Source organism: Kitasatospora papulosa (genome assembly GCF_000717245.1).
Classification (GTDB): Bacteria; Actinomycetota; Actinomycetes; order Streptomycetales; family Streptomycetaceae; genus Streptomyces; species Streptomyces papulosus.
The window spans coordinates 244,547-264,441 of the sequence record NZ_JNYQ01000004.1; the positions used below are offsets into that span (position 1 = coordinate 244,547).

The window sequence follows — 19,895 nt, forward strand, 5'->3', positions numbered from 1 at the left end:
GCGCGGGGCCGTCGCCGGCTCAGCGCTGGGCGTGCACCCCGGTCAGCGCCGTCATCACGGGATCGAGCGCCTGGCTGATCTCGTCGCCGACGGAGCGGAAGAAGGTGATCGGAGCGCCGTACGGGTCGTAGACCTCGTCCGCCTCCGCGGTGGGGGCCAGCAGCCAGCCGCGCAGGGCGGCCGCGGCCCGCACCAGCGCGCGGGCGCGCTCGACGACGCCCTCCTCGCGGGCGTCGGGCAGAGTGGCGGGGTCTATGGCCCGCACCAGCCGGGTGAACTCCTTGAGCGTGAAGGTCCGCAGTCCCGCCGAGTGGCCCATGGAGATCACCTGGGCGCGGTGGTCCCGGGTGGCGGTGAGGACCAGGTCGGCGCGGATCACGTGCTCGTCGAGGAGCTCCCGGCCGACGAAGCCGGTGGCGTCGGCGCCGAAGTCGGCGAGGACGACCTCGGCGTTCGCCTCCATGGGCGCGCCCTCGTGCCCCCAGGTGCCCGCGCTCTCCACGATGAGGCCGCCGCTGAGCGGGTCTCCGAGGCGGTCCACGAGGGCATGGCGGGTCAGCCGCTCGGTGATGGGCGAGCGGCAGACGTTGCCGGTGCTGACGTGGAGGATGCGGAAAGTGTCGTGCTGCCCCGCTATGCCACGCCCCTCAGGGGCGGTCAATTGGCCACCTCGAGGTCGGGTACCACCTTGCGGAGTTCCTCGACCGGGATGGCGCCCGCGCGCAGCAGGAGCGGGATCCTGCCGGTGACGTCGACGATGGAGGACGGCACGATCCCGGGGGTCGAGCCGCCGTCGAGGTAGACGGACACGCTGTCGCCGAGCATCTCCTGTGCGGCGTCGCAGGTCTCGGGCGAGGGGTGTCCGGTGAGGTTGGCGCTGGAGACGGCCATCGGGCCGACCTCCGTGAGGAGCTCGATGGCGACCGGGTGCAGGGGCATCCGGACGGCGACGGTGCCCCGGGTGTCGCCGAGGTCCCACTGCAGCGACGGCTGGTGCTTGGCGACGAGCGTGAGGGCGCCGGGCCAGAACGCGTCGACGAGCTCCCAGGCCTGCTCGGAGAAGTCGGTGACCAGGCCGTGCAGGGTGTTCGGGGAGCCGATCAGGACGGGGGTGGGCATGTTGCGGCCCCGGCCCTTGGCGTCGAGGAGGTCGGCCACGCCCTCCGAACTGAAGGCGTCCGCACCGATCCCGTACACGGTGTCGGTGGGCAGCACGACCAGTTCGCCGCGGCGGACGGCGGACGCGGCTTCACGCAGGCCGGTCGTACGGTCGGTCGCGTCGTTGCAGTCGTATCGCCGTGCCATCAGCCGGCCTCCTGGGACATGTACGGGTATGACGGGTGGGGATCGTGCGGTGCCGGCGCCCCGGTCGTCACGGCATGGCCTTGCGGGCCGTCGCGAACCGGGGGCGCTTGTTCAGGTCGGGGTGATCGGCCGCGTCGGCCCAGCCCCGTTCCTCGGTGAAGATCCACGGCACCTGGCCGCCCTGCGTGTCGGCGTGCTCGATGACGACGAGCCCGCCGGGGCGGAGCAGACGGTGCGCGGTGCGTTCGATGCCGCGGATGGTGTCGAGGCCGTCCTCGCCGGAGAACAACGCCATCTGCGGGTCGTGGTCACGGGCTTCCGGCGCCACGTACTCCCACTCGGTCAGCGGGATGTAGGGCGGGTTGGAGATCACCAGGTCGACCTGGCCGTCGAGCTCGGGAAGGGCACTCAGGGCGTCGCCGCGGTGGACGGTGACCCTGGACCCCTCGGCGTTCTTCCGGGTCCACCTCAGGGCGTCCTCGGACAGCTCCACGGCGTGCACACGCGAGCGCGGCACCTCCTGCGCCATGGCGAGCGCGATCGCGCCCGATCCGGTGCAGAGGTCGACGATCAGCGGCTCGACGACGTCCATCGCCCGCACGGCGTCTATCGCCCAGCCGACGACCGACTCGGTCTCCGGGCGCGGCACGAAGACACCCGGCCCGACCTGGAGCTCCAGGTAGCGGAAGAAGGCGCGGCCGGTGATGTGCTGGAGCGGTTCGCGGGCCTCACGGCGGGCGATCGTCTCCCAGTAGCGGGCGTCGAAGTCGGCGTCCGGCACGTTGTGCAGCGCGCCCCGCTTGACCCCGTGCACGAACGCCGCGAGTTCCTCGGCGTCGAATCGCGGTGAGGGGACACCGGCGTCGGCCAGCCGCTGGGTGGCCTGGGCCACCTCGGCGAGCAGCAGGTTCATCGCGGTTCTCCGTACGGGTTCACGGGCGGGGCGGGGCGGTGGGGCTCACGGTCTACGCGGCGGCGAGCTTCGCGGCGGAGTCGGCGTCGACACAGGCCTGGATGACGGCGTCGAGGTCACCGTCGAGCACCTGGTCCAAGTTGTACGCCTTGAAGCCGACGCGGTGGTCCGAGATCCGGTTTTCCGGGAAGTTGTACGTGCGGATCTTCTCGGAGCGGTCCACGGTGCGCACCTGGCTGCGGCGCACGTCGGACGCCTCCTGCTCGGCTGCCTCCTGGGCCGCGGCCAGCAGCCGGGACCGCAGGATGCGCATGGCCTGCTCCTTGTTCTGGAGCTGGCTCTTCTCGTTCTGGCAGGACGCGACGACGCCGGTCGGCAGGTGCGTGATGCGCACGGCGGAGTCCGTGGTGTTGACGGACTGGCCGCCGGGACCCGAGGAGCGGTAGACGTCGATGCGCAGGTCGTTGGCGTGGATCTCGACGTCGACCTCTTCCGCCTCGGGCGTGACGAGCACACCGGCGGCGGAGGTGTGGATGCGGCCCTGCGACTCGGTGGAGGGCACGCGCTGCACGCGGTGCACACCGCCCTCGTACTTCATCCGGGCCCAGACGCCCTGGCCGGGCTCGGTGGCGCCGTTGCCGCCCTTGGTCTTCACGGCGACCTGGACGTCCTTGTAGCCGCCGAGCTCGGACTCGGTGGAGTCGATGATCTCGGTCTTCCAGCCCACGCGCTCGGCGTAGCGCAGATACATGCGCAGCAGGTCGCCGGCGAACAGGGCGGACTCGTCGCCGCCCGCGCCCGCCTTGATCTCCAGGAGCACGTCCTTGTCGTCACTGGGGTCACGCGGGACCAGGAGAAGGCGGAGCTTCTCGGTGATCTCCTCGCGCTGCTTCTCCAGGACCTTGACCTCGGCGGCGAAGTCCGGGTCGTCGGCCGCGAACTCGCGGGCGGTCCCGATGTCGTCGCCGGTCTGCTTCCAGGACCGGTAGGTGGAGACGATCGGGGTGAGCTCCGCGTAGCGCTTGTTGAGCTTGCGCGCGTTGGCCTGGTCGGCGTGGACCGACGGGTCGGCGAGCTTCTTCTCGAGATCGGCGTGCTCGCCGATCAGTTCCTCGACCGCCTCGAACATCTTCGGGCTCCTGGTTTCTGCGTCATACGTCTGCGGGCCTGCTGGAGGTGTGCCGTCGGCGCGCGCTCTCGGGGCGCCCGGCCGCACAGCCGGAAAAACGCCGGTCCCGGCGCCCGTGTGAGGGCGTCGGGAACCGGCGCAGTGGCTCGCTACTTGCTGGCGGAGCCGGTGGCCTTGCCGAAGCGGGCCTCGAAGCGGGCCACGCGGCCGCCGGTGTCGAGGATCTTCTGCTTGCCCGTGTAGAACGGGTGGCACTCGGAGCAGACGTCGGCACGGATGGCGCCGCCGTCGAGGGTGCTCCGGGTGGTGAACGACGCACCACAGGTGCAGCTGACCTGCGTCTCGACGTACTGGGGGTGAATGTCGCGCTTCAAGGTGTCTCCTAGATTCGGGAGGGTTCCGGGTCGTTCGCGCGGATTGCGCGTCCGTGAACCGGGACCGACGTACCAGTCTGCCAGGACCGGCCGTATCTCCCAAAACGAGGACCCGGCCGTGTGTATTCCCGTGGGGCCGGGGAGCGTTCGGCGACCGCGCGGTGACGGAACGTGCCGTTACCGTACGACCTTCCCCGCGTCTCCCTTGTCGCCCGCCGACTGCTCCGTGGCGGACGCCGGGACGGGCTTGTCCTGCTTCAGGGCCGCCCACACCTGACGGTCGGCCTTCTCCTGGGGCAGCACGCGGTTGGGGTCCTGCGGGTCGTACTCCACCGGCAGCGTGATCATGTCGACGTTCTTGGAACCGAGCCCCTTGAGCCCGTCGGCGAAGCCGGTGAGCTTCTTGACGGAGGCCAGTTCGGAGTCGGTGGTGACGGCCTTGGTCGCCGTGTCGGCCAGTCCGAACAGGGTCTTCGGATTCGAGAACACCCCGACGCTCCTGGCCTGGTCCATCAGGGCCTTCACGAAGGCCTGCTGGAGCTGGATACGGCCCAGGTCGCTGCCGTCGCCGACGCTGTGGCGCGTGCGGACGAGGCCGAGCGACTGCTCCCCGCTCAGGGTGTGGGTGCCGGGCTTCAGCGAGAGGTGGCTGTCGGGGTCGTCGATCGCCTGCGAGGTGGTGATGTCCACGCCGCCGAGCTCGTCGACGAGCTTCTTGAACCCGGTGAAGTCGACCTCGACGTAGTGGTCCATGCGGATGCCCGACATGGACTCGACGGTCTTGACCGCGCAGGCGGGACCGCCGACCTGATAGGCCGAGTTGAACATCGTCTGGTGCGCGGCGCCGACCTCCTCACCGTTCGTGTCGCTCGTGCAGGCGGGGCGGTCGACGAGGGTGTCCCGCGGGACCGAGACGACGCTGGCGGAGGTGTGCCCCTCGTTGACGTGCACGATCATCGCGGTGTCCGCCCGCGCGGACCCCTCGTCGGCGCCGTACGCGGCGTTGGCGCCGGAGCGGGAGTCCGACCCCAGGACCAGGATGTCCTCGGACCCGTCGTCCACGTCGGCGGGACGGCCGGTCCCCAGGGCGGCGTCGATGTCGACGCCCTTCAGGTTCCCGTTGAGCGTGTAGTAGGCGTAACCGAGCCCGGATCCCCCGACGACCACCAGGGCGGCGGCGCCCCACAGAGCGACCCTCTTCACGCGGCGGCCCCGCGACGGCTTCCTCCGGCGGCTGCCGGTGCCGCGTATTCGGCCGGCGCTCCTGCTCTGCTCGTTCATGGGCTCCCACTTCCGCTTCTCGCTGTCACCCCCTGCGGTGGTGCACGGGCGCGGTCCGGCGTCACTCGGTGCGACGACCGGAGCATCCAGAAGCGTGGCACAACGGGCTGAGGCCCCCGCCGGACGGCGGGGGCCTCGACCCGAGCGTGTGAGCGGGCCGGGAACCCGGCGCTCACCTGGTGTTTCAGCCGAAAAGGTTGTAGCTGCTCCAGCCGGTACCGAACGCGACACGTGTGGCGAAGATCGCACCGGAGGACTTGCCGTTGCCGGGGTAGAGCCAGAGCTTCCCCGCGGTGTCACGCCCCAGCAGGTCGGCGTGGCCGTCGCTGTTCACGTCACCGGTGGTGACGAGCGTGTTGAGGCCGCCGTACGTACCGACCTTCACCCGGGGCTCGAACGGCGCGGTGGCGCTGCTGGTGCCCTTGTAGAGGTAGAGCGAGCCGTCGGTCCCACGGGCGAGCACGTCGGGCTTGCCGTCGTTCGTGAAGTCACCGTGGCCGCGGACGGCGTTGTACTGCCCCCAGCCGCCCCCGATGAGGATGGGCGCCAGGAAACCACCGTCGCCCTTGCCGGGGTAGAGGTGCAGGTTGCCGGACGAGTTGACGGCGAGCATGTCGGGCCGTCCGTCGTTGGTGAGGTCGCCGGGCACCAGGATCTGCTTGTGCGCGTTCCATCCCTTCGCGACCAGCTTGCTGCTCCAGGACTGCGTCGAGGTGACCCAGTGGTCCCAGTAGACGTCGCCGGTGGTGATCCGGTAGAGCAGGTCCTGGTTGTCGTCCCGGTCCAGGTCCGCCTGAACCAGCAGGCTCATGCCCCCGGCGTTGCCCCAGTCGTACGTCCGGGTCAGCTTGGTCACCGACGAGTCCCACTCGTACAAGGTGCTGGACGAGGTCTGGCGGGCGAACAGGTCAGCGGTGTGGTCGTTGCTGAGGTTCGTGTCGTAGACCCTGGCCTTGACCGGTGCGGAGTAGGTGCTCATCTTCGCGTACACCGAGTAGGCGCCCTGCGCGGAGCAGTCCTCGGCACCCCAGGAGACGACGCCGACCAGCATCCCGTTGGCGACCAGCGGGCCTCCGGAGTCACCGTTGCAGGCGGTCGTCGTGTCCGCGTCGCTGCCGGTGGCCGGGGTTCCCGCGCAGACCATGTGTCCGACGACGTAGTACGAACCCCACGCCGCGGAGCAGTCGGAGTTCGCGTTGATGTCGGCCTGGGCGACCTTGAGTGTCTGGGCGAGCCCTTCCTCGGTGGAGCTCGTGCGGCCCCAGCCGTACACCTTCGCGGCCGTACCCGGGGTGTAGACGGCGGTGTCGGTGTTCCGCATGATCGGGAGCGGTTTGACGTTCACGGGTGACGTGAGCGTCAGGACCGCGACGTCGTTGTCGATCGTGACGGAGTCGTACGCGGGGTGGTTCCACTGACGGTACGCGCCCCGCAGCTGACCGCCGTGGAAGTCGTAGACGTGGTAACCGTCGGCGTCGATCTGACCGGTGTCCGTGGGCAGTTGGTCCGTTCCCACGATGACCGTGCTGTCGAGGTACCACTTGAGTCCCTTGACGCAGTGCGCGGCGGTGACGACCTTCGTCGGTGCGACGACGGATCCGCCGCAGAAGTACCCGACGTCGTCGGAGGTGTCCGCGGTGTCCTTGTCGTCGAAGAAGTGGAGCTGTGCCATCCACGGAGCTGCCGAGATCGTGGTCTCGGATCCGCCGATTATCTTCGGGTCGGGCTTCTTCGCGGCACCGGTGGAGTCGGCGGTGAGCGCCGAAGGCGCCAGCGAGCTCTTCGCCTTCTGATCCGCCTGCATCGACCGGGACGCGCGGGTGCGCAGTTCGGTCTGCGACGGAGTGGCCTCCCGGTCCGCGGACCGGGTGAGGTGCGGCTTGCCACCGGGTTCGGCAGCCTGCGCGCCGGCGGCGGTGAGACCGGCCCCCAGCATTCCCACCACCAGCGCCATCGCCGGCAGCGCCACACCTACGGAACGTCTGGACCGGCCACCTCGGGTGCGTATCTGCACTCGAAAACCCCCTGCGTGTGTACGGCAGGGCACAGCCCCGCCGTGAGTGAGATGTGATGCGCGGTGGGGTACGAGGATCTGCGGGCAGCGCGGTACGAGGCCCCCTGGTGACCGGCGCTGCGGCGGACACCCCACCGTGACCGGCACATGTTACTCAGGTGGCTGCACAACCCACCAGGGGCTGAACACAACAGATGCCCCGTCACGAAGGTGACGGGGCATCTGTCCTGATCCGTTCCAGGAGGAAGGCGTCAGTCGTTCCCGCCGCCGTTGCCCGGCGTCGTCTTCTGGATCTGCAGCAGGAACTCCGCGTTGGACTGCGTCTTCTTCATGCGGTCCAGGAGGAGCTCGATGGCCTGTTGCTGGTCGAGCGCGTGGAGCACTCGGCGCAGCTTCCAGACCACGGCCAGCTCGTCGGTGCCGAGCAGGATCTCTTCCTTACGGGTGCTGGACGCGTCGACGTCCACCGCCGGGAAGATGCGCTTGTCCGAGAGCTTCCGGTCGAGCTTGAGCTCCATGTTGCCGGTGCCCTTGAACTCCTCGAAGATCACCTCGTCCATGCGCGAGCCGGTCTCGACGAGCGCGGTGGCCAGGATGGTCAGCGAGCCGCCGTCCTCGATGTTGCGCGCGGCACCGAAGAAGCGCTTCGGCGGGTAGAGCGCGGTCGAGTCGACACCACCGGACAGGATGCGGCCGGAGGCCGGCGCCGCCAGGTTGTAGGCACGGCCCAGACGGGTGATCGAGTCCAGCAGGACCACCACGTCGTGACCGAGCTCCACGAGGCGCTTCGCCCGCTCGATGGCGAGCTCCGCGACCGTGGTGTGGTCCTCGGCGGGACGGTCGAAGGTCGAGGAGATGACCTCGCCCTTCACCGACCGCTGCATGTCGGTGACCTCTTCCGGACGCTCGTCGACCAGGACGACCATCAGGTGGCACTCGGGGCTGTTGACCGTGATCGCGTTGGCGATGGCCTGCAGGATCATGGTCTTACCGGTCTTCGGCGGGGCCACGATCAGGCCTCGCTGGCCCTTGCCGATCGGTGCGACCAGGTCGATGATCCGGGTGGTCAGGACGTTGGAGTCGGTCTCCAGACGGAGCCGGTCCTGCGGGTACAGCGGGGTCAGCTTCTGGAACTCGGGCCGGCCGCGGCCGGACTCCGGCGCCATGCCGTTGACCGAGTCGAGGCGGACCAGCGCGTTGAACTTCTCGCGGCGCTCGCCGTCCTTGGGCTGGCGCACGGCACCCGTGACGTGGTCGCCCTTGCGCAGACCGTTCTTGCGGACCTGGGCGAGCGAGACGTACACGTCGTTCGGGCCCGGCAGGTAGCCGGAGGTCCGGATGAACGCGTAGTTGTCGAGGATGTCGAGGATGCCCGCGACGGGGATCAGGACGTCGTCGTCGGCCACCTGGACGTCGGTCGCGAAGTCGTCACGGCCCCGACGGCCACGGCGGTCGCGGTAGCGGCCGCGACGGCCACGCCTGCCGCCCTCGTCGTCGAAACCGTCGTCCTGCTGGCCGCCGCCGCCCTGCTGGCCCTGGTTCTGGCCGCCGCCCTGCTGGCCCTGACGGCGTCCGCCGCCCTGCTGGCCCTGGTCGTCGCCCTTGCCCCGGCGGTCGCGCTGGCGGTCCCGGCGGTCGCCGCGGTCACCACGGTCCTGGCGGTCACCGCGGCGGCCGTCCTGACGGTCGCCCCGACGGCCCTCGGCGTTGTCCGTGGCGGACTCGGCCTTCGTGTCGGTCTTCGCCTCGCCGCGCTCGTCCGCGCGGTCCTGGCGGCCTTCGCCCTTGGGCTCGGACTTCGGCTCGGACGCGGCCTCCGCCTTGGTGTCCGGGCTGCCCGCCTGCGCGGTCGCCCGACGACGGCGGCGCTCGCCGGTCGGCTGGTCGTCACTGGCCGGCTGGCCCGGGATGTCGATCTGCTGCTGCGCGGCGGCCTTGTCGGCGGCGGGCGCGGCAGCGGCTTCGTCACCGGTGCGCGACTTGGACGTGGCACGCCGCTTGGGCTTGCTCGCGGCGTCCGTACCGGTGGACGCGGCGGCCTTGGGGGCGGGCGCGGAGGAGCCTCCGGCCTGCGCCTCCTTGATGACCTCGATCAGCTGGCTCTTGCGCATCCGCGCAGTCCCCCTGATGCCGAGGCCGGACGCGACCTGCTGCAGCTCGGCCAGGACCATGCCCTCGAGGCCGGTGCCGGAGCGGCGGCGCCGTGCGGTGGTGCCAGAGGCAGCACCTTCGGCGGGCACGGAGCTGTCGACGTTCTTGTCGGCAGTCACGCCCATCAGATCGGTGGTGTCGCTCACGAAGGGTCCTTCCCTGGAGCGGACGTCGGCCTTCTGGCTCGGCGACCGGTTGTGCTGTCCGACTGCGGTCTGTTGATCGTGTCGATCGCGGACCTTGCCGGGGCGATGGTCCGCCGGGTACGGCGGAGAGACGAAAGTGCGGGGTTCCGGCGCGAGATCCCCCTGCTCGGCCCACTCCTGGACGAGCAAGAGGGTGTCGTGCCGGTTCCGGAGCGTGCTCGAAAGCTCAGGCAGGCTGCTCAGGCAGTCGGGGAGGCTCCCGGAAGAGTGGTGGTCCCGGAAGGGGACACGAAGCAACGCGCCACGAAGACGTCGATTGCTGACTTGAGATTAACACTACCGGCTCCAACAAACATTCCCCCTCTCATGCACCGGCAATCACCTGGGATCACGCGGCGAGCGGCAACACGCTCGCCCCGCCGGCGTCGAGAGCGAGCCTGTTCGCGGCCCATCCCTCTCCCGCCAGCCCGGCGACCTTGTCGGCCGACCCTTCCTCCGTCAGCGCGAGCACCGTGGGCCCCGCTCCGGAGATGACAGCAGGCACGCCGTCGGCGCGCAGCCGGTTCACCAGCTCGACGCTCTGCGGCATCGCGGGCCCCCGGTACTCCTGGTGGATCCGGTCCTCGGTGGCGGCCAGCAGCAGCTCGGGGCGCCTGGTCAGGGCCTCGACGAGCAGGGCGGCCCGACCGGCGTTGGCCGCGGCGTCCACATGGGGGACGGTGCGCGGCAGCAGGCCGCGGGCCGTCTCGGTGAGCACCGGGGTGGCCGGGACGAAGACCACCGGAACGACGGAGCCCGCGGGGTCCATCCGGATGGCCCTGGCGGCCCCTCCGTCCGTCCAGGCGAGGGTGAAGCCGCCGAGGAGACAGGCGGCGACGTTGTCGGGGTGCCCCTCGATCTCGGTCGCCAGCTCCAGCAGCGCGGCGTCGTCGAGGCGGGCCTCGCCGCCCGTGGTCACGGCGCGCGCGGCGACGATGCCGGCGCAGATGGCGGCGGACGAGGAGCCGAGGCCGCGGCCGTGCGGGATGCGGTTGGCGCAGACGATCTCGAGGCCGTGGGGCTGTCCGCCGAGCAGGTCGAAGGCCGTGCGCAGGGAACGTACGAGCAGGTGGTTCTCGTCGCGGGGCAGCGTCTCGGCGCCCTCACCCGCGATGTCGATGTGCAGCCCGGAGTCGGCGACCCGGACGACGACGTCGTCGTAGAGCCCCAGCGAGAGGCCGAGGGCGTCGAAACCCGGGCCGAGATTGGCGCTGGTTGCGGGGACGCGCACCCGGACGGCGGCGGCTCGGAACGCGGGACCGGCCATCGGTTGGACGACTCTTCCTGTACGGCGGCGGGGATTGGTGGTGCGGGGTACTTCGACGTGCGTGGGGTGTCGTTGCGCGGGAACGGGGAGTGCCCGGCAGTCACGACGGCTGCGGCGCCGCGGCGGACGCGGCGGACGCGGCGGAGCGGGCTGGGTACAGCTTATCGAAGGAAGGTTCTGTGGCGACACAGGGCGCACGGGAGGCGCACGATGCGTGTCGCACACCTCCCATGCGCTCTTCACCCGGGAGGGCGGTTGAGCTGCGGCGCGGGCCGGCTACGCGAGGCCCAGCCTCTCGGCCGCCGCCGCCGCGTCGACCGGGACGGTGACGGGCTGCGGGGCACCCGCGACGGCCCAGTCGGGGTCCTTCAGGCCGTTGCCCGTGACGGTGCAGACGATCTTCTGCCCGGGGTCGACCTTGCCCTCGTCGGCGGCCTTGAGCAGACCTGCCACGGACGCCGCCGAGGCGGGCTCGACGAAGACGCCCTCCTGGGAGGCCAACAGGCGGTAGGCAGAGAGGATCTGACGGTCCGTCACCTCGTCGATGAAACCGCCGGACTCGTCCCGCGCGTCCAGCGCGAACTGCCAGGACGCCGGGTTGCCGATGCGGATCGCGGTGGCGATGGTCGCCGGGTCCTTGACGATCTCGCCGCGGACGATCGGCGCGGACCCGGAGGCCTGGAAGCCCCACATGCGGGGGGTGTGCGTGGAGATCGAGTCCCCCGCGTACTCCGTGTAGCCCTTCCAGTAGGCCGTGATGTTGCCGGCGTTGCCCACGGGCAGGACGTGGATGTCGGGGGCGTCGCCGAGCGCGTCGACGATCTCGAACGCGGCGGTCTTCTGCCCCTCGATGCGGACCGGGTTGACCGAATTGACCAGCGCCACCGGGTAGTTGTCCGAGAGGCTGCGGGCCAGGGTCAGGCAGTCGTCGAAGTTGCCGTCGACCTGGAGGATCTTCGCGCCGTGGACGAGCGCCTGCCCCATCTTGCCGAGCGCGATCTTGCCGCGCGGCACGAGGACGGCGCAGACCATGCCCGCGCGCACGGCGTACGCGGCGGCGGAGGCGGAGGTGTTCCCGGTGGAGGCGCAGATGACGGCCTGCGCGCCCTCCTCCTTCGCCCGGGTGATCGCCATGGTCATGCCGCGGTCCTTGAACGAACCCGTCGGGTTGGCGCCCTCGACCTTGAGGTGCACCTCGCAGCCCGTGCGCTCGGAGAGAACCTGCGCCGGGACGAGCGGCGTACCGCCCTCACGGAGTGTGACGACCGGCGTCGTGCTCGTGACCGGAAGACGGTCCCGGTACTCCTCGATGATGCCGCGCCACTGGTGGGTGCCCTTGCTGGTCATGGGTCCTTACTCCCCTTCAACACGCATGATGCTGGCGACACCGCGCACGGTGTCCAGCTTGCGCAGCGCTTCGACGGTCCCGGAGAGGGCGGCGTCGGGCGCGCGGTGGGTGACGACGACGAGGGACGCCTCGCCGCTGCCACCCACGCGTCGCCCGCCGCCACTCTGCTCGATGCCGACTTCGTCGCCACTGCCTGAGTTCCGGCTCTGCTGGCGGACCGTATCGATGGATACGTCCTGTTCGGCGAAGACCGTCGCGACCTGGGCGAGCACGCCAGGCTTGTCGGCCACGTCGAGACTGATGTGGTACCGCGTGACCACGTCGCCCATGGGGCTGACGGGCAGACGCGTGTACGCGGACTCACCGGGGCCCGTGGTGGCCCCGACGATGTTGCGGCAGACGGCGACGAGGTCGCCCAGGACCGCTGACGCGGTCGGGGAGCCGCCTGCGCCGGGGCCGTAGAACATCAGCTGCCCGGCGGCCTCCGCCTCGACGAAGACCGCGTTGTACGCCTCGCGGACGGAGGCCAGCGGGTGGCTGAGGGGGATCATCGCGGGGTGCACCCGGGCGGTCACGGACCTGCCGTCGGCGGCGCGCTCGCAGATGGCGAGGAGCTTGACGGTGCAGCCCATGCGGCGCGCCGAGGCGATGTCGGCGGCGGTGACCTCGGTGATGCCCTCGCGGTGCACCTCGCCGATCTTCACCCGGGTGTGGAAGGCGATGCCCGCCAGGATCGCCGCCTTCGCGGCGGCGTCGAAGCCCTCCACGTCGGCGGTCGGGTCGGCCTCGGCGTACCCGAGGGCGGTGGCCTCGTCGAGGGCCTCGGAGTACCCGGCGCCGCTCGTGTCCATCTTGTCGAGGATGAAGTTGGTCGTGCCGTTGACGATGCCCAGCACCCGGTTGACCTTGTCGCCCGCGAGGGACTCGCGCAGCGGGCGTACGAGCGGGATGGCACCGGCCACGGCCGCCTCGTAGTAGAGGTCCCTGCCGTACTTCTCGGCGGCGGCGTGGAGCGCGGAGCCGTCCTCGGCGAGCAGCGCCTTGTTGGCGGAGACGACCCCCGCGCCGTGCTCGAAGGCGGTCGTGATGAGCGTGCGGGCCGGCTCGATGCCTCCGATGACCTCGACGACGACGTCGATGTCACCCCGTTTGACCAGGGCGGTCGCATCGGTGGTGATCAGCGAGGGGTCGATGCCCTCGCGCACCTTGGAGGGCCGGCGGACGGCGACACCGGCGAGCTCGACCGGTGCGCCGATGCGCGCGGCGAGGTCGTCGGCGTGCGTCGTCATGATGCGCGCCACCTCTGTGCCGACCACTCCACAGCCCAGCAGCGCCACCTTCAGCGGACGCGTACGCATCATCCGACCTCGTTTCTCATACTTCTGATGTGTGGACCAGTCTCACTCACCGGACGGGGGTTTCTGCCACCCGTCCGGATTTTGAGATGTGAATTTCATCAGCCGACATCGAGTCGCAGGAGATCTTCCTCCGTCTCGCGCCGGACGATGACCCGGGCCTGTCCGTCACGCACGGCGACGACGGGCGGGCGCAGGGCGTGGTTGTAGTTGCTCGCCATGGAGCGGCAGTAGGCACCGGTGGCGGGCACCGCGATCAGGTCGCCGGGGGCCAGGTCCGACGGGAGGAACGCGTCCTTGACCACGATGTCACCGCTCTCGCAGTGCTTGCCGACGACCCGTACGAGCATGGGCTCCGCGTCGGAGCTGCGCGAGACCAGCGCGACGCTGTACTCGGCGTCGTAGAGCGCGGTGCGGATGTTGTCCGACATGCCGCCGTCGACGCTCACGTACGTGCGCAGGCCTTCGAGCGGCTTGATGGTGCCGACCTCGTACAGCGTGAAGGCGGTGGGGCCGACGATCGCGCGGCCGGGCTCGACGGAGATGCGCGGGGTCCGCAGACCGGCGGACTCGCACTCGCGGGTCACGATGTCGCCGAGCGCCTTGGCGATCTCGTGCGGCTCGCGGGGGTCGTCGTCGGAGGTGTACGCGATCCCGAGGCCGCCGCCGAGGTCGATCTCGGGGAGCTCGACGCCGTGCTCGTCGCGGACCTCGGCGAGCAGCTGCACGACGCGCCGCGCGGAGACCTCGAAGCCGGCCATGTCGAAGATCTGCGAGCCGATGTGCGAGTGGATGCCGATGAGTTCCAGGCCGTCCAGGGTGAGCGCCCTGCGGACCGCCTCGGCCGCCTGTCCGTCCGCCAGCGCGATGCCGAACTTCTGGTCCTCGTGCGCGGTGGCGATGAACTCGTGGGTGTGGGCCTCGACGCCGACCGTGACGCGGATCTGCACGCGCTGACGCGTGCCGAGCCGCTGGGCGATGTGCGAGACGCGGGCGATCTCCTGGAAGGAGTCCAGGACGATGCGTCCGACACCCGCCCCGACGGCCCGCTCGATCTCGGCGACCGTCTTGTTGTTGCCGTGGAAGGCGATGCGCTCGGCGGGCATCCCTGCGTCCAGCGCGGTGGCCAGCTCACCGCCGGAGCAGACGTCGAGGTTCAGCCCCTCCTCGGCGAGCCAGCGCACCACGGCGCGGGACAGGAAGGCCTTCCCGGCGTAGAACACATCGGCGTCCGTGCCGAAGGCGTCCACCCAGGCACGGCAGCGCGCCCGGAAGTCGGACTCGTCCAGGAAGTAGGCCGGCGTGCCGAACTCCTCGGCCAGCCGCGCGACTTCGATCCCGCCGACGGTCAGGGCGCCGTCCGCGTCACGGTGGACGGTGCGGGACCAGACCTTCGGGTCGAGCTCGTTCAGGTCGGCGGCCGGGGCGGAGTAGTGGCCCTCGGGAAGGACGTCGGCGTGACGGGGCCCGGCGGGGTGTGCGGATCGGCTCATCGTTCTGCTCTGCTCTCTCAGGTCTCAGAGGTGTTCGGGCGCGCTGATGCCGAGCAGGGACAGGCCGCCTGCGAGCACCGTCCCGGCGGCTTCGGCAAGGGCCAGCCGTGAGCGGTGGGCGGCCGAGGGTTTCTCGTCGCCGACGGGGAGCGGCGGGCAGGTGTCGTGGAGGTCGAAGAAGGCGTGCGCCACCGTTTCGAGGTGCCGGGCGAGCCGGTCCGGTGCCTGGTGGCGGGCCGCGGAGGCGAGGACGCCGGGGTGGTCGGCGAGCGCGGCGTGCAGCGAGGGCGCGTCGACGTCCTGGTCGTATCCGGCGGTGAAGCCCAGCCGCTCCGCCTCTCGGCTGAGCGCGCGGGCGCGGGAGTGGGCGTAGCGGACCAGGAACAGCGGATTGGCCTCGCCCTGCACGAGGAGGGCCTCGCCCAGGTCCGCGCGGTCGTGTCCGGCCGGCCTGAGCAGGCCCCACCGGGTGGCGTCGGCACCCAGACGTTCGAGCAGTTCCGCGGCCGTGGCCCCGGCCGGGACGGGCCGGGTCTCCACCGGCGGAACGGGCGGCCGCCCGTGTGCGTCCACCGTGACGCCGAGACGCTCCCAGTCGGGGTCGGCCGCACCCTCACAGGTCGTACGTCCCCGGGCGCCCTGCGCACGGAGCAGCTTCATCACCGTGCCGGCCACGACCGCCGCCCGGACCTCACGCCGGTGGTGGAGCTGGTGGAGCTGCCCGGCGCACTCGGCTCCCCAGCCGTACCGGAGCCCCTGCTCCAGCACCTGCCGCACGCACGCGGCCCCCGTGGCCCCGGCTGAGGCGTCGAGCGTGAAGTTCAGGAAGCCCGGCCCGGTGATCTCGACCCTGCCGATCCCGGGCGTACCGGCCACCCGGTCCCGCAGCAGCGCGGCGACCTCCCGCGCCGGGAGCGCGGCGGGGCCGGCCAGCTGGAGGGCGACGGCGCAGGCGTAGTCGCCGCTGCCGCCGGGCCGTGTCCGCTCGACCCGTACGCGCGCGGGCACCGGCGCGCGCAGGGCGTCCTCGTCGACCGCGCGGCGCACAGCGTGCAGCACGGTCCTGGAGAGATCTGCGGGGGTCACGGCACCAGCGTATGGGAGGAAGGGGGGCACTTCGCCAACCGGTTTCGCCATGCGGGCAGAGAGCCGCCCGCGCACGTCGTCAGCCGGCCGCACTCCCGGCCGTCCCCGCACCGCGCCTGCGGCCGAGGGCCGCGGGATCCTCACGGCGGGCGAGACGGCGCACCATCCGCACCAGCTCGCTCGGCTCGAAGGGCTTCGCCAGGAACGCGTCGACGCCGGAGGCCACCTCGCGCGGGGTGCACGCGCTGATGACGGCCACGGGCAGGTGTCCGGTCCTGGGGTCCGCACGCAGCCGGGCCGCGGTCTGTATGCCGTCGAGCCGGGGCATCACCACGTCGAGGGTGATCACATCCGGGCACACCTCGTGCACCAGGTCCAGGCACTCGACGCCATCGGCCGCGGTCACGACCTCGAAGCCCTCCAGCTCGAGATTGACCCTGATCAGCTGCCGGATGACCTTGTTGTCGTCGACAACAAGCACGCGGCCGTACGCCCCTGACACCCTTCGAGGGTAGGTCGAGCGGAGGAGCTGCGTCCGGGGTTTGCCCACTTCCGCCCCCCGAGGGGGTGGCCGGGGGCCGTCCGGTGCTCGCATGGGAGGGCTCCGCGTCCGGGCCGCCGAGCACCCCCGCGCCCCCGCGCCCGGCCCGGACGGCGCGGCGATATCTGTTCCCGGACACCCGCCCGGAGCTGGTAGGGTTTCACTCGTCGCCGCCAAGCGCAGCGACATCGCCCCCGTAGCTCAGGGGATAGAGCATCGGCCTCCGGAGCCGGGTGCGCAGGTTCGAATCCTGCCGGGGGCACTTCGCAGGAAGTGCCGAAAAGACCCTCTCGCCAGTGGAGACACTGCGCAGGGGGTCTTTTTCATGCCTGCGGGAAGCCCCCGTCCCGGAACCCTGAGCGTTTTCGGACCGCTCGGGAGACGTGGCGGAGCCCGGGAGTCGTATCCAGCTCCCGGGCCCCTGGGGTTGCCACCCAATTGCGCTTGCCAGCGCGTTTAAGAGTGCGGATCAGTCGTCATACCGTCGCGTTCTGCCTTTGAACTACCGCGCCGCGGAGAGGCGCAGGCCGGATTCGAACCAGCATTCAACGGTGTTCGTCCGTACTCGGTCGATCTGGCAATCGGCGGCGATGCTGAAGCTGGAGCGAGAGTCTGAGATTGATCGCGGCTGCCTCTGCCATGTTGGGCCACCCCGGCAGGTGGTGCCGGGGGGAGGGCTCGAACCTCCACCGTTACCGCGTCTTCAGGCTGAACGTCAGTTTCAGCTTGCGCTCGTCACACGGGCCGGACCTCAATTCCGGCCCGTGCAGGGTGCGCAGCCCCCGCGACAACGGCGCGGGGGCGTTCTTGGGGGTGCCGCCTCGTCTCCGATCCGCGTCCGGCCCTAGCCGAACAGGTAGCCGAAGACCGCGTCTCCGACCCGCCGGTCGGTGACCTCGGCGCCGTTGGCCTCCTCGCGGGCGAACTTCACCGCGTGCTGCAGCTTCTCGACGCGCTCGAGGAGTTCGTTCACCCGTCGCGCCGGAAGCGCTCCGGAGAACTTCACGGTCGTCCAGTAACCGATCGGCACGTCCTCGTAGTACACGTCGACCTGCGCCGGGTGCTTCTCGGTCGCCTCGGCCTTGACGTGGTTGCGCGGGACCTTCTTCGTCCGGATGGTGCGGACCGGCTCCGTCTTCCACCAGTCCGTCGAGGGGTCGAGCGACCAGGACTCGGAGGCGTCCAGGACGGGAAGCTTCTTGACGAAGGTGTGCAGGTCGGTGAGCTGCTTCTCCAGGAAGAGGAGGTAGCTGACCGGGACTTCGGCCACGACCGTGCGGCCGTCGACAGTGACGTCCGCACGGGCCGAGCAGTTCGCCCAGTCCTTCGTCGCGGTCACGTCGAACAGCCGGGTCAGCGACGCGGACATCTCACGCAGCGCCCCCTCGGCCTTGAACTGCACCCGCGCGGACTCGGGCGGCAGCTGCTCGCCCTCTTCGTCCTTCGGCTGGTACGTACGCGAGATGCCGGCCAGCAGCGCCGGCTTCTGCACCTTGTGGTGGGCCGCGGTGATGTCCTGGAGCGACTTGCTCTTGACACCCTTCTCCACGGCGATGATCTGGTTGAGCTTCGTCACTTCGCCCCCTTCGAGTGATCAGGAACGTACCGCACCCGTTTTCGATCAGTCGCGCGAATTTCCGCCGGGCGCGCTCGTGCCGCCGCGGGCCATCCGGAAACCGAGGTCGTCGATCGCGAACGTGGGGTGGCTGCGGCGGCGTACCGTGGCACCGCAGCCGCGTTCCGCCTCGGCCCAGCCGCCGCCGCGAAAGGTGCGGTAGGCGCCGTAGACCTCCGCGTCGTAGAGGTCCCAGCACCACTCCCAGACGTTGCCGAGCATGTCGTACAGGCCCCAGGCGTTCGGACGCCTGCCGCCCACGTCGTGGAGCCTGCCGTCCGAGTTGCCCTCGTACCAGGCGATGGTGTCGATCTCTCCGTAGCGGTAGCCGGTGGTCCCCGCCTTGCACGCGTACTGCCACTCCGCCTCCGTGGGCAGGCGGTAGCCGTCGGCGGCCGGGTCGCGGACCACCTCGCCGCTCGCCGCGTCGCGGGAGTAGACCGGGGTCAGCCCGATCCGGTCCGAGAAGCGGTTGCACAGGTCGACGGCGTCGAGCCAGCTGACGTTCGTCACCGGCAGGGCGTGCGACAGGGAGGGATCGGGGACCGTGTCCGTGAGGGCCCAGTACTGCCCGAGGGTGACGGGGAGACGGGCCAGCTGGAAGGGCTCGACGTCCTCCTGCCAGTGCGCTCCGCGGCGGTCGTCGCGGAGATCGACCGTCCCGGCCGGAATCCGGACCATGCCTGCCGCCGTCTCGTCGTCGAGCAGGCTCACGTGACGCCCTCCCTGTCCGGAGGGCCGAAGTGCCCCCGCGGACAGGCTACTTCGGTCGGCCTGCGACCGCCGGGGAACGCGGCCCCGGGAGGGAGCACGGGGGCGGCGGCGCCTCAGCCGAGCCGGCGGACGGGCTCTCCGTCGAGGTAGGCCCGGATGTCCTGGACGGCGTCACCGTAGTACGCGGCGTAGTTGGCCCGCGAGACGTAGCCCAGGTGGGGTGTGGCCAGGAGGCGCGGGGCGCTGCGCATCGGATGGTCGGCCGGGAGGGGTTCGACGTCGAAGACGTCGACGCCCGCGCCCGCGATGGCTCCTCGGCGCAGGACGTCGAGGAGCGCGTCCTGGTCGACGATCGCCGCCCGCGAGGTGTTGACGAGATAGCTGCCGGGACGCATCAGCCCGAGCTCCTTCGCGCCGAGCAGTCCACGGGTACGGTCGCTGAGCACCAGGTGGACGGAGACGAAGTCGCTGGTCTCCAGGAGCTCTTCCTTCGAGGCGAGGAATCCGGCCCCGGCCTCCTCGGCCCGCTCAGGTGTCAGGTTCCGGCTCCAGGCCACCACGTCCATGCCGAAGGCGCGGCCGACCGCGGCGACCCTGCCACCGATCTTGCCCAGTCCCAGGATCCCGAGCCTGCGCCCGTGCAGGTCGGCACCGACGGTGGACTGCCAAGGACCGCCCTCGCGCAGGGCGTTGGCCTCGGTGACGATCCCGCGCGCCAGTCCGAGCAGCAGCGCCCAGGTGAGTTCGACGGGCGGGGTGGCCGTGCTGGCGGTACCGCAGACGGTGACCCCGTGCCGTTCGGCCGCGGCGTAGTCGATCGAGGTGTTGCGCATGCCGGAGGCGACGAGCAGGCGGAGTCGCGGCAGCCGTTCGATCAGCGTCGCGGGAAACGGCACGCGCTCCCTGAGCGTGACGACAATGTCGAACTCCGAGAGCCGCGAGACCAGTTCGTCCTCGGTGGCACAGTGGTCGGCGAAACCGACCACGTCGATGTCGTCGGCGACGGGCGACCAGTCGGCGGCGGTGCCCGCCACGGACTGGTAGTCGTCGAGCACGGCGCAGCGGAGCTTCATGGTGTCCTGCCCTTCGGCGGCACGGTACGGACACTGCGCGGCAGCGCGGCA

Annotated in this window: 17 protein-coding genes and 1 tRNA gene; 1 reads left to right on the plus strand and 17 read right to left on the minus strand. The window is 70.8% G+C overall.

The window, feature by feature from the left end; all coding sequences use genetic code 11:
• Positions 1-19: 19 nt before the first annotated feature.
• From IA22_RS0112315 to IA22_RS0112380, 14 genes are all read right to left on the minus strand, one after another.
• Positions 20-661 carry an arsenate reductase/protein-tyrosine-phosphatase family protein gene (locus IA22_RS0112315; RefSeq protein WP_014154056.1) on the minus strand — a complete coding sequence of 214 codons (642 nt, stop codon included), beginning with the start codon at positions 659-661 and terminating at the stop codon, positions 20-22.
• Positions 658-1,305 (minus strand): L-threonylcarbamoyladenylate synthase, encoded by a 648-nt coding sequence (locus IA22_RS0112320; protein WP_014154057.1) that lies wholly within the window; start codon positions 1,303-1,305, stop codon positions 658-660. Before IA22_RS0112320 ends, IA22_RS0112315 begins: the two co-directional genes overlap by 4 nt.
• A gap of 67 nt (positions 1,306-1,372) precedes the next feature.
• Positions 1,373-2,218 carry a peptide chain release factor N(5)-glutamine methyltransferase gene (prmC, locus tag IA22_RS0112325; RefSeq protein WP_014154058.1) on the minus strand — a complete coding sequence of 282 codons (846 nt, stop codon included), beginning with the start codon at positions 2,216-2,218 and terminating at the stop codon, positions 1,373-1,375.
• A 52-nt stretch (positions 2,219-2,270) separates the two neighbouring features.
• Positions 2,271-3,347 carry a peptide chain release factor 1 gene (gene prfA, locus IA22_RS0112330; RefSeq protein WP_014154059.1) on the minus strand — a complete coding sequence of 359 codons (1,077 nt, stop codon included), beginning with the start codon at positions 3,345-3,347 and terminating at the stop codon, positions 2,271-2,273.
• A gap of 149 nt (positions 3,348-3,496) precedes the next feature.
• On the minus strand, positions 3,497-3,721 hold the full coding sequence (gene rpmE / locus IA22_RS0112335) for a 50S ribosomal protein L31 (RefSeq protein WP_014154060.1): 225 nt from the start codon (positions 3,719-3,721) through the stop codon (positions 3,497-3,499).
• Positions 3,722-3,898: 177 nt separating this feature from the next.
• A complete protein-coding gene (locus IA22_RS0112340) occupies positions 3,899-5,002 on the minus strand; it encodes an LCP family protein (protein WP_030123623.1) in 1,104 nt (367 codons plus the stop codon).
• A gap of 184 nt (positions 5,003-5,186) precedes the next feature.
• On the minus strand, positions 5,187-7,016 hold the full coding sequence (locus IA22_RS0112345; RefSeq protein WP_030123624.1) for a trypsin-like serine protease: 1,830 nt from the start codon (positions 7,014-7,016) through the stop codon (positions 5,187-5,189).
• A gap of 251 nt (positions 7,017-7,267) precedes the next feature.
• Complete coding sequence (rho, locus tag IA22_RS0112350) at positions 7,268-9,313, minus strand: transcription termination factor Rho (RefSeq protein WP_014154063.1); 2,046 nt, start codon at positions 9,311-9,313, stop codon at positions 7,268-7,270.
• A gap of 388 nt (positions 9,314-9,701) precedes the next feature.
• Complete coding sequence (thrB, locus tag IA22_RS0112355) at positions 9,702-10,619, minus strand: homoserine kinase (RefSeq protein ID WP_014154064.1); 918 nt, start codon at positions 10,617-10,619, stop codon at positions 9,702-9,704.
• 276 nt (positions 10,620-10,895) lie between these two features.
• Positions 10,896-11,966, minus strand: a complete 1,071-nt coding sequence (gene thrC, locus IA22_RS0112360; protein ID WP_014154065.1) for a threonine synthase — start codon at positions 11,964-11,966, stop codon at positions 10,896-10,898.
• A 6-nt stretch (positions 11,967-11,972) separates the two neighbouring features.
• Positions 11,973-13,328, minus strand: coding sequence for a homoserine dehydrogenase (locus IA22_RS0112365; RefSeq protein ID WP_030123625.1), 1,356 nt, complete (start codon positions 13,326-13,328; stop codon positions 11,973-11,975).
• A gap of 95 nt (positions 13,329-13,423) precedes the next feature.
• Positions 13,424-14,815, minus strand: a complete 1,392-nt coding sequence (gene lysA, locus IA22_RS0112370) for a diaminopimelate decarboxylase (RefSeq protein ID WP_014154067.1) — start codon at positions 14,813-14,815, stop codon at positions 13,424-13,426.
• Positions 14,816-14,839: 24 nt separating this feature from the next.
• Positions 14,840-15,901 carry an ArgS-related anticodon-binding protein NrtL gene (nrtL, locus tag IA22_RS0112375; protein WP_030123626.1) on the minus strand — a complete coding sequence of 354 codons (1,062 nt, stop codon included), beginning with the start codon at positions 15,899-15,901 and terminating at the stop codon, positions 14,840-14,842.
• Between the two features lie 79 nt (positions 15,902-15,980).
• Positions 15,981-16,496, minus strand: a complete 516-nt coding sequence (locus IA22_RS0112380; protein WP_081889811.1) for a response regulator — start codon at positions 16,494-16,496, stop codon at positions 15,981-15,983.
• A gap of 136 nt (positions 16,497-16,632) precedes the next feature.
• Here IA22_RS0112380 and IA22_RS0112385 point away from each other — a divergent pair.
• A tRNA-Arg gene (locus IA22_RS0112385) sits at positions 16,633-16,704 on the plus strand.
• Positions 16,705-17,286: 582 nt separating this feature from the next.
• Here IA22_RS0112385 and IA22_RS0112390 read toward each other — a convergent pair.
• The 3 genes from IA22_RS0112390 to IA22_RS0112400 form a co-directional block, all read right to left on the minus strand.
• The gene (locus IA22_RS0112390; RefSeq protein WP_030123627.1) at positions 17,287-18,018 is read right to left on the minus strand and encodes a DUF7873 family protein; all 732 of its coding nucleotides are present in this window, start codon (positions 18,016-18,018) and stop codon (positions 17,287-17,289) included.
• 45 nt (positions 18,019-18,063) lie between these two features.
• Positions 18,064-18,771: a formylglycine-generating enzyme family protein gene (locus IA22_RS0112395; protein WP_030123628.1), complete on the minus strand. Its 708-nt coding sequence runs from the start codon at positions 18,769-18,771 to the stop codon at positions 18,064-18,066.
• A gap of 113 nt (positions 18,772-18,884) precedes the next feature.
• Positions 18,885-19,844, minus strand: coding sequence for a D-2-hydroxyacid dehydrogenase family protein (locus IA22_RS0112400; protein WP_030123629.1), 960 nt, complete (start codon positions 19,842-19,844; stop codon positions 18,885-18,887).
• Positions 19,845-19,895 lie beyond the last annotated feature (51 nt).

Excerpts from the sequence above, each read along its gene's own strand:
- IA22_RS0112320 (WP_014154057.1), bottom strand. The coding sequence starts at position 1,305 with ATGGCACGGCGATACGACTGCAACGACGCGACCGACCGTACGACCGGC.
- prmC (WP_014154058.1), bottom strand. The coding sequence starts at position 2,218 with ATGAACCTGCTGCTCGCCGAGGTGGCCCAGGCCACCCAGCGGCTGGCC.
- prfA (WP_014154059.1), bottom strand. The coding sequence starts at position 3,347 with ATGTTCGAGGCGGTCGAGGAACTGATCGGCGAGCACGCCGATCTCGAG.
- IA22_RS0112340 (WP_030123623.1), bottom strand. The coding sequence starts at position 5,002 with ATGAACGAGCAGAGCAGGAGCGCCGGCCGAATACGCGGCACCGGCAGC.
- thrB (WP_014154064.1), bottom strand. The coding sequence starts at position 10,619 with ATGGCCGGTCCCGCGTTCCGAGCCGCCGCCGTCCGGGTGCGCGTCCCC.
- thrC (WP_014154065.1), bottom strand. The coding sequence starts at position 11,966 with ATGACCAGCAAGGGCACCCACCAGTGGCGCGGCATCATCGAGGAGTAC.
- IA22_RS0112365 (WP_030123625.1), bottom strand. The coding sequence starts at position 13,328 with ATGATGCGTACGCGTCCGCTGAAGGTGGCGCTGCTGGGCTGTGGAGTG.
- lysA (WP_014154067.1), bottom strand. The coding sequence starts at position 14,815 with ATGAGCCGATCCGCACACCCCGCCGGGCCCCGTCACGCCGACGTCCTT.
- IA22_RS0112380 (WP_081889811.1), bottom strand. The coding sequence starts at position 16,496 with ATGCGAGCACCGGACGGCCCCCGGCCACCCCCTCGGGGGGCGGAAGTG.
- IA22_RS0112400 (WP_030123629.1), bottom strand. The coding sequence starts at position 19,844 with ATGAAGCTCCGCTGCGCCGTGCTCGACGACTACCAGTCCGTGGCGGGC.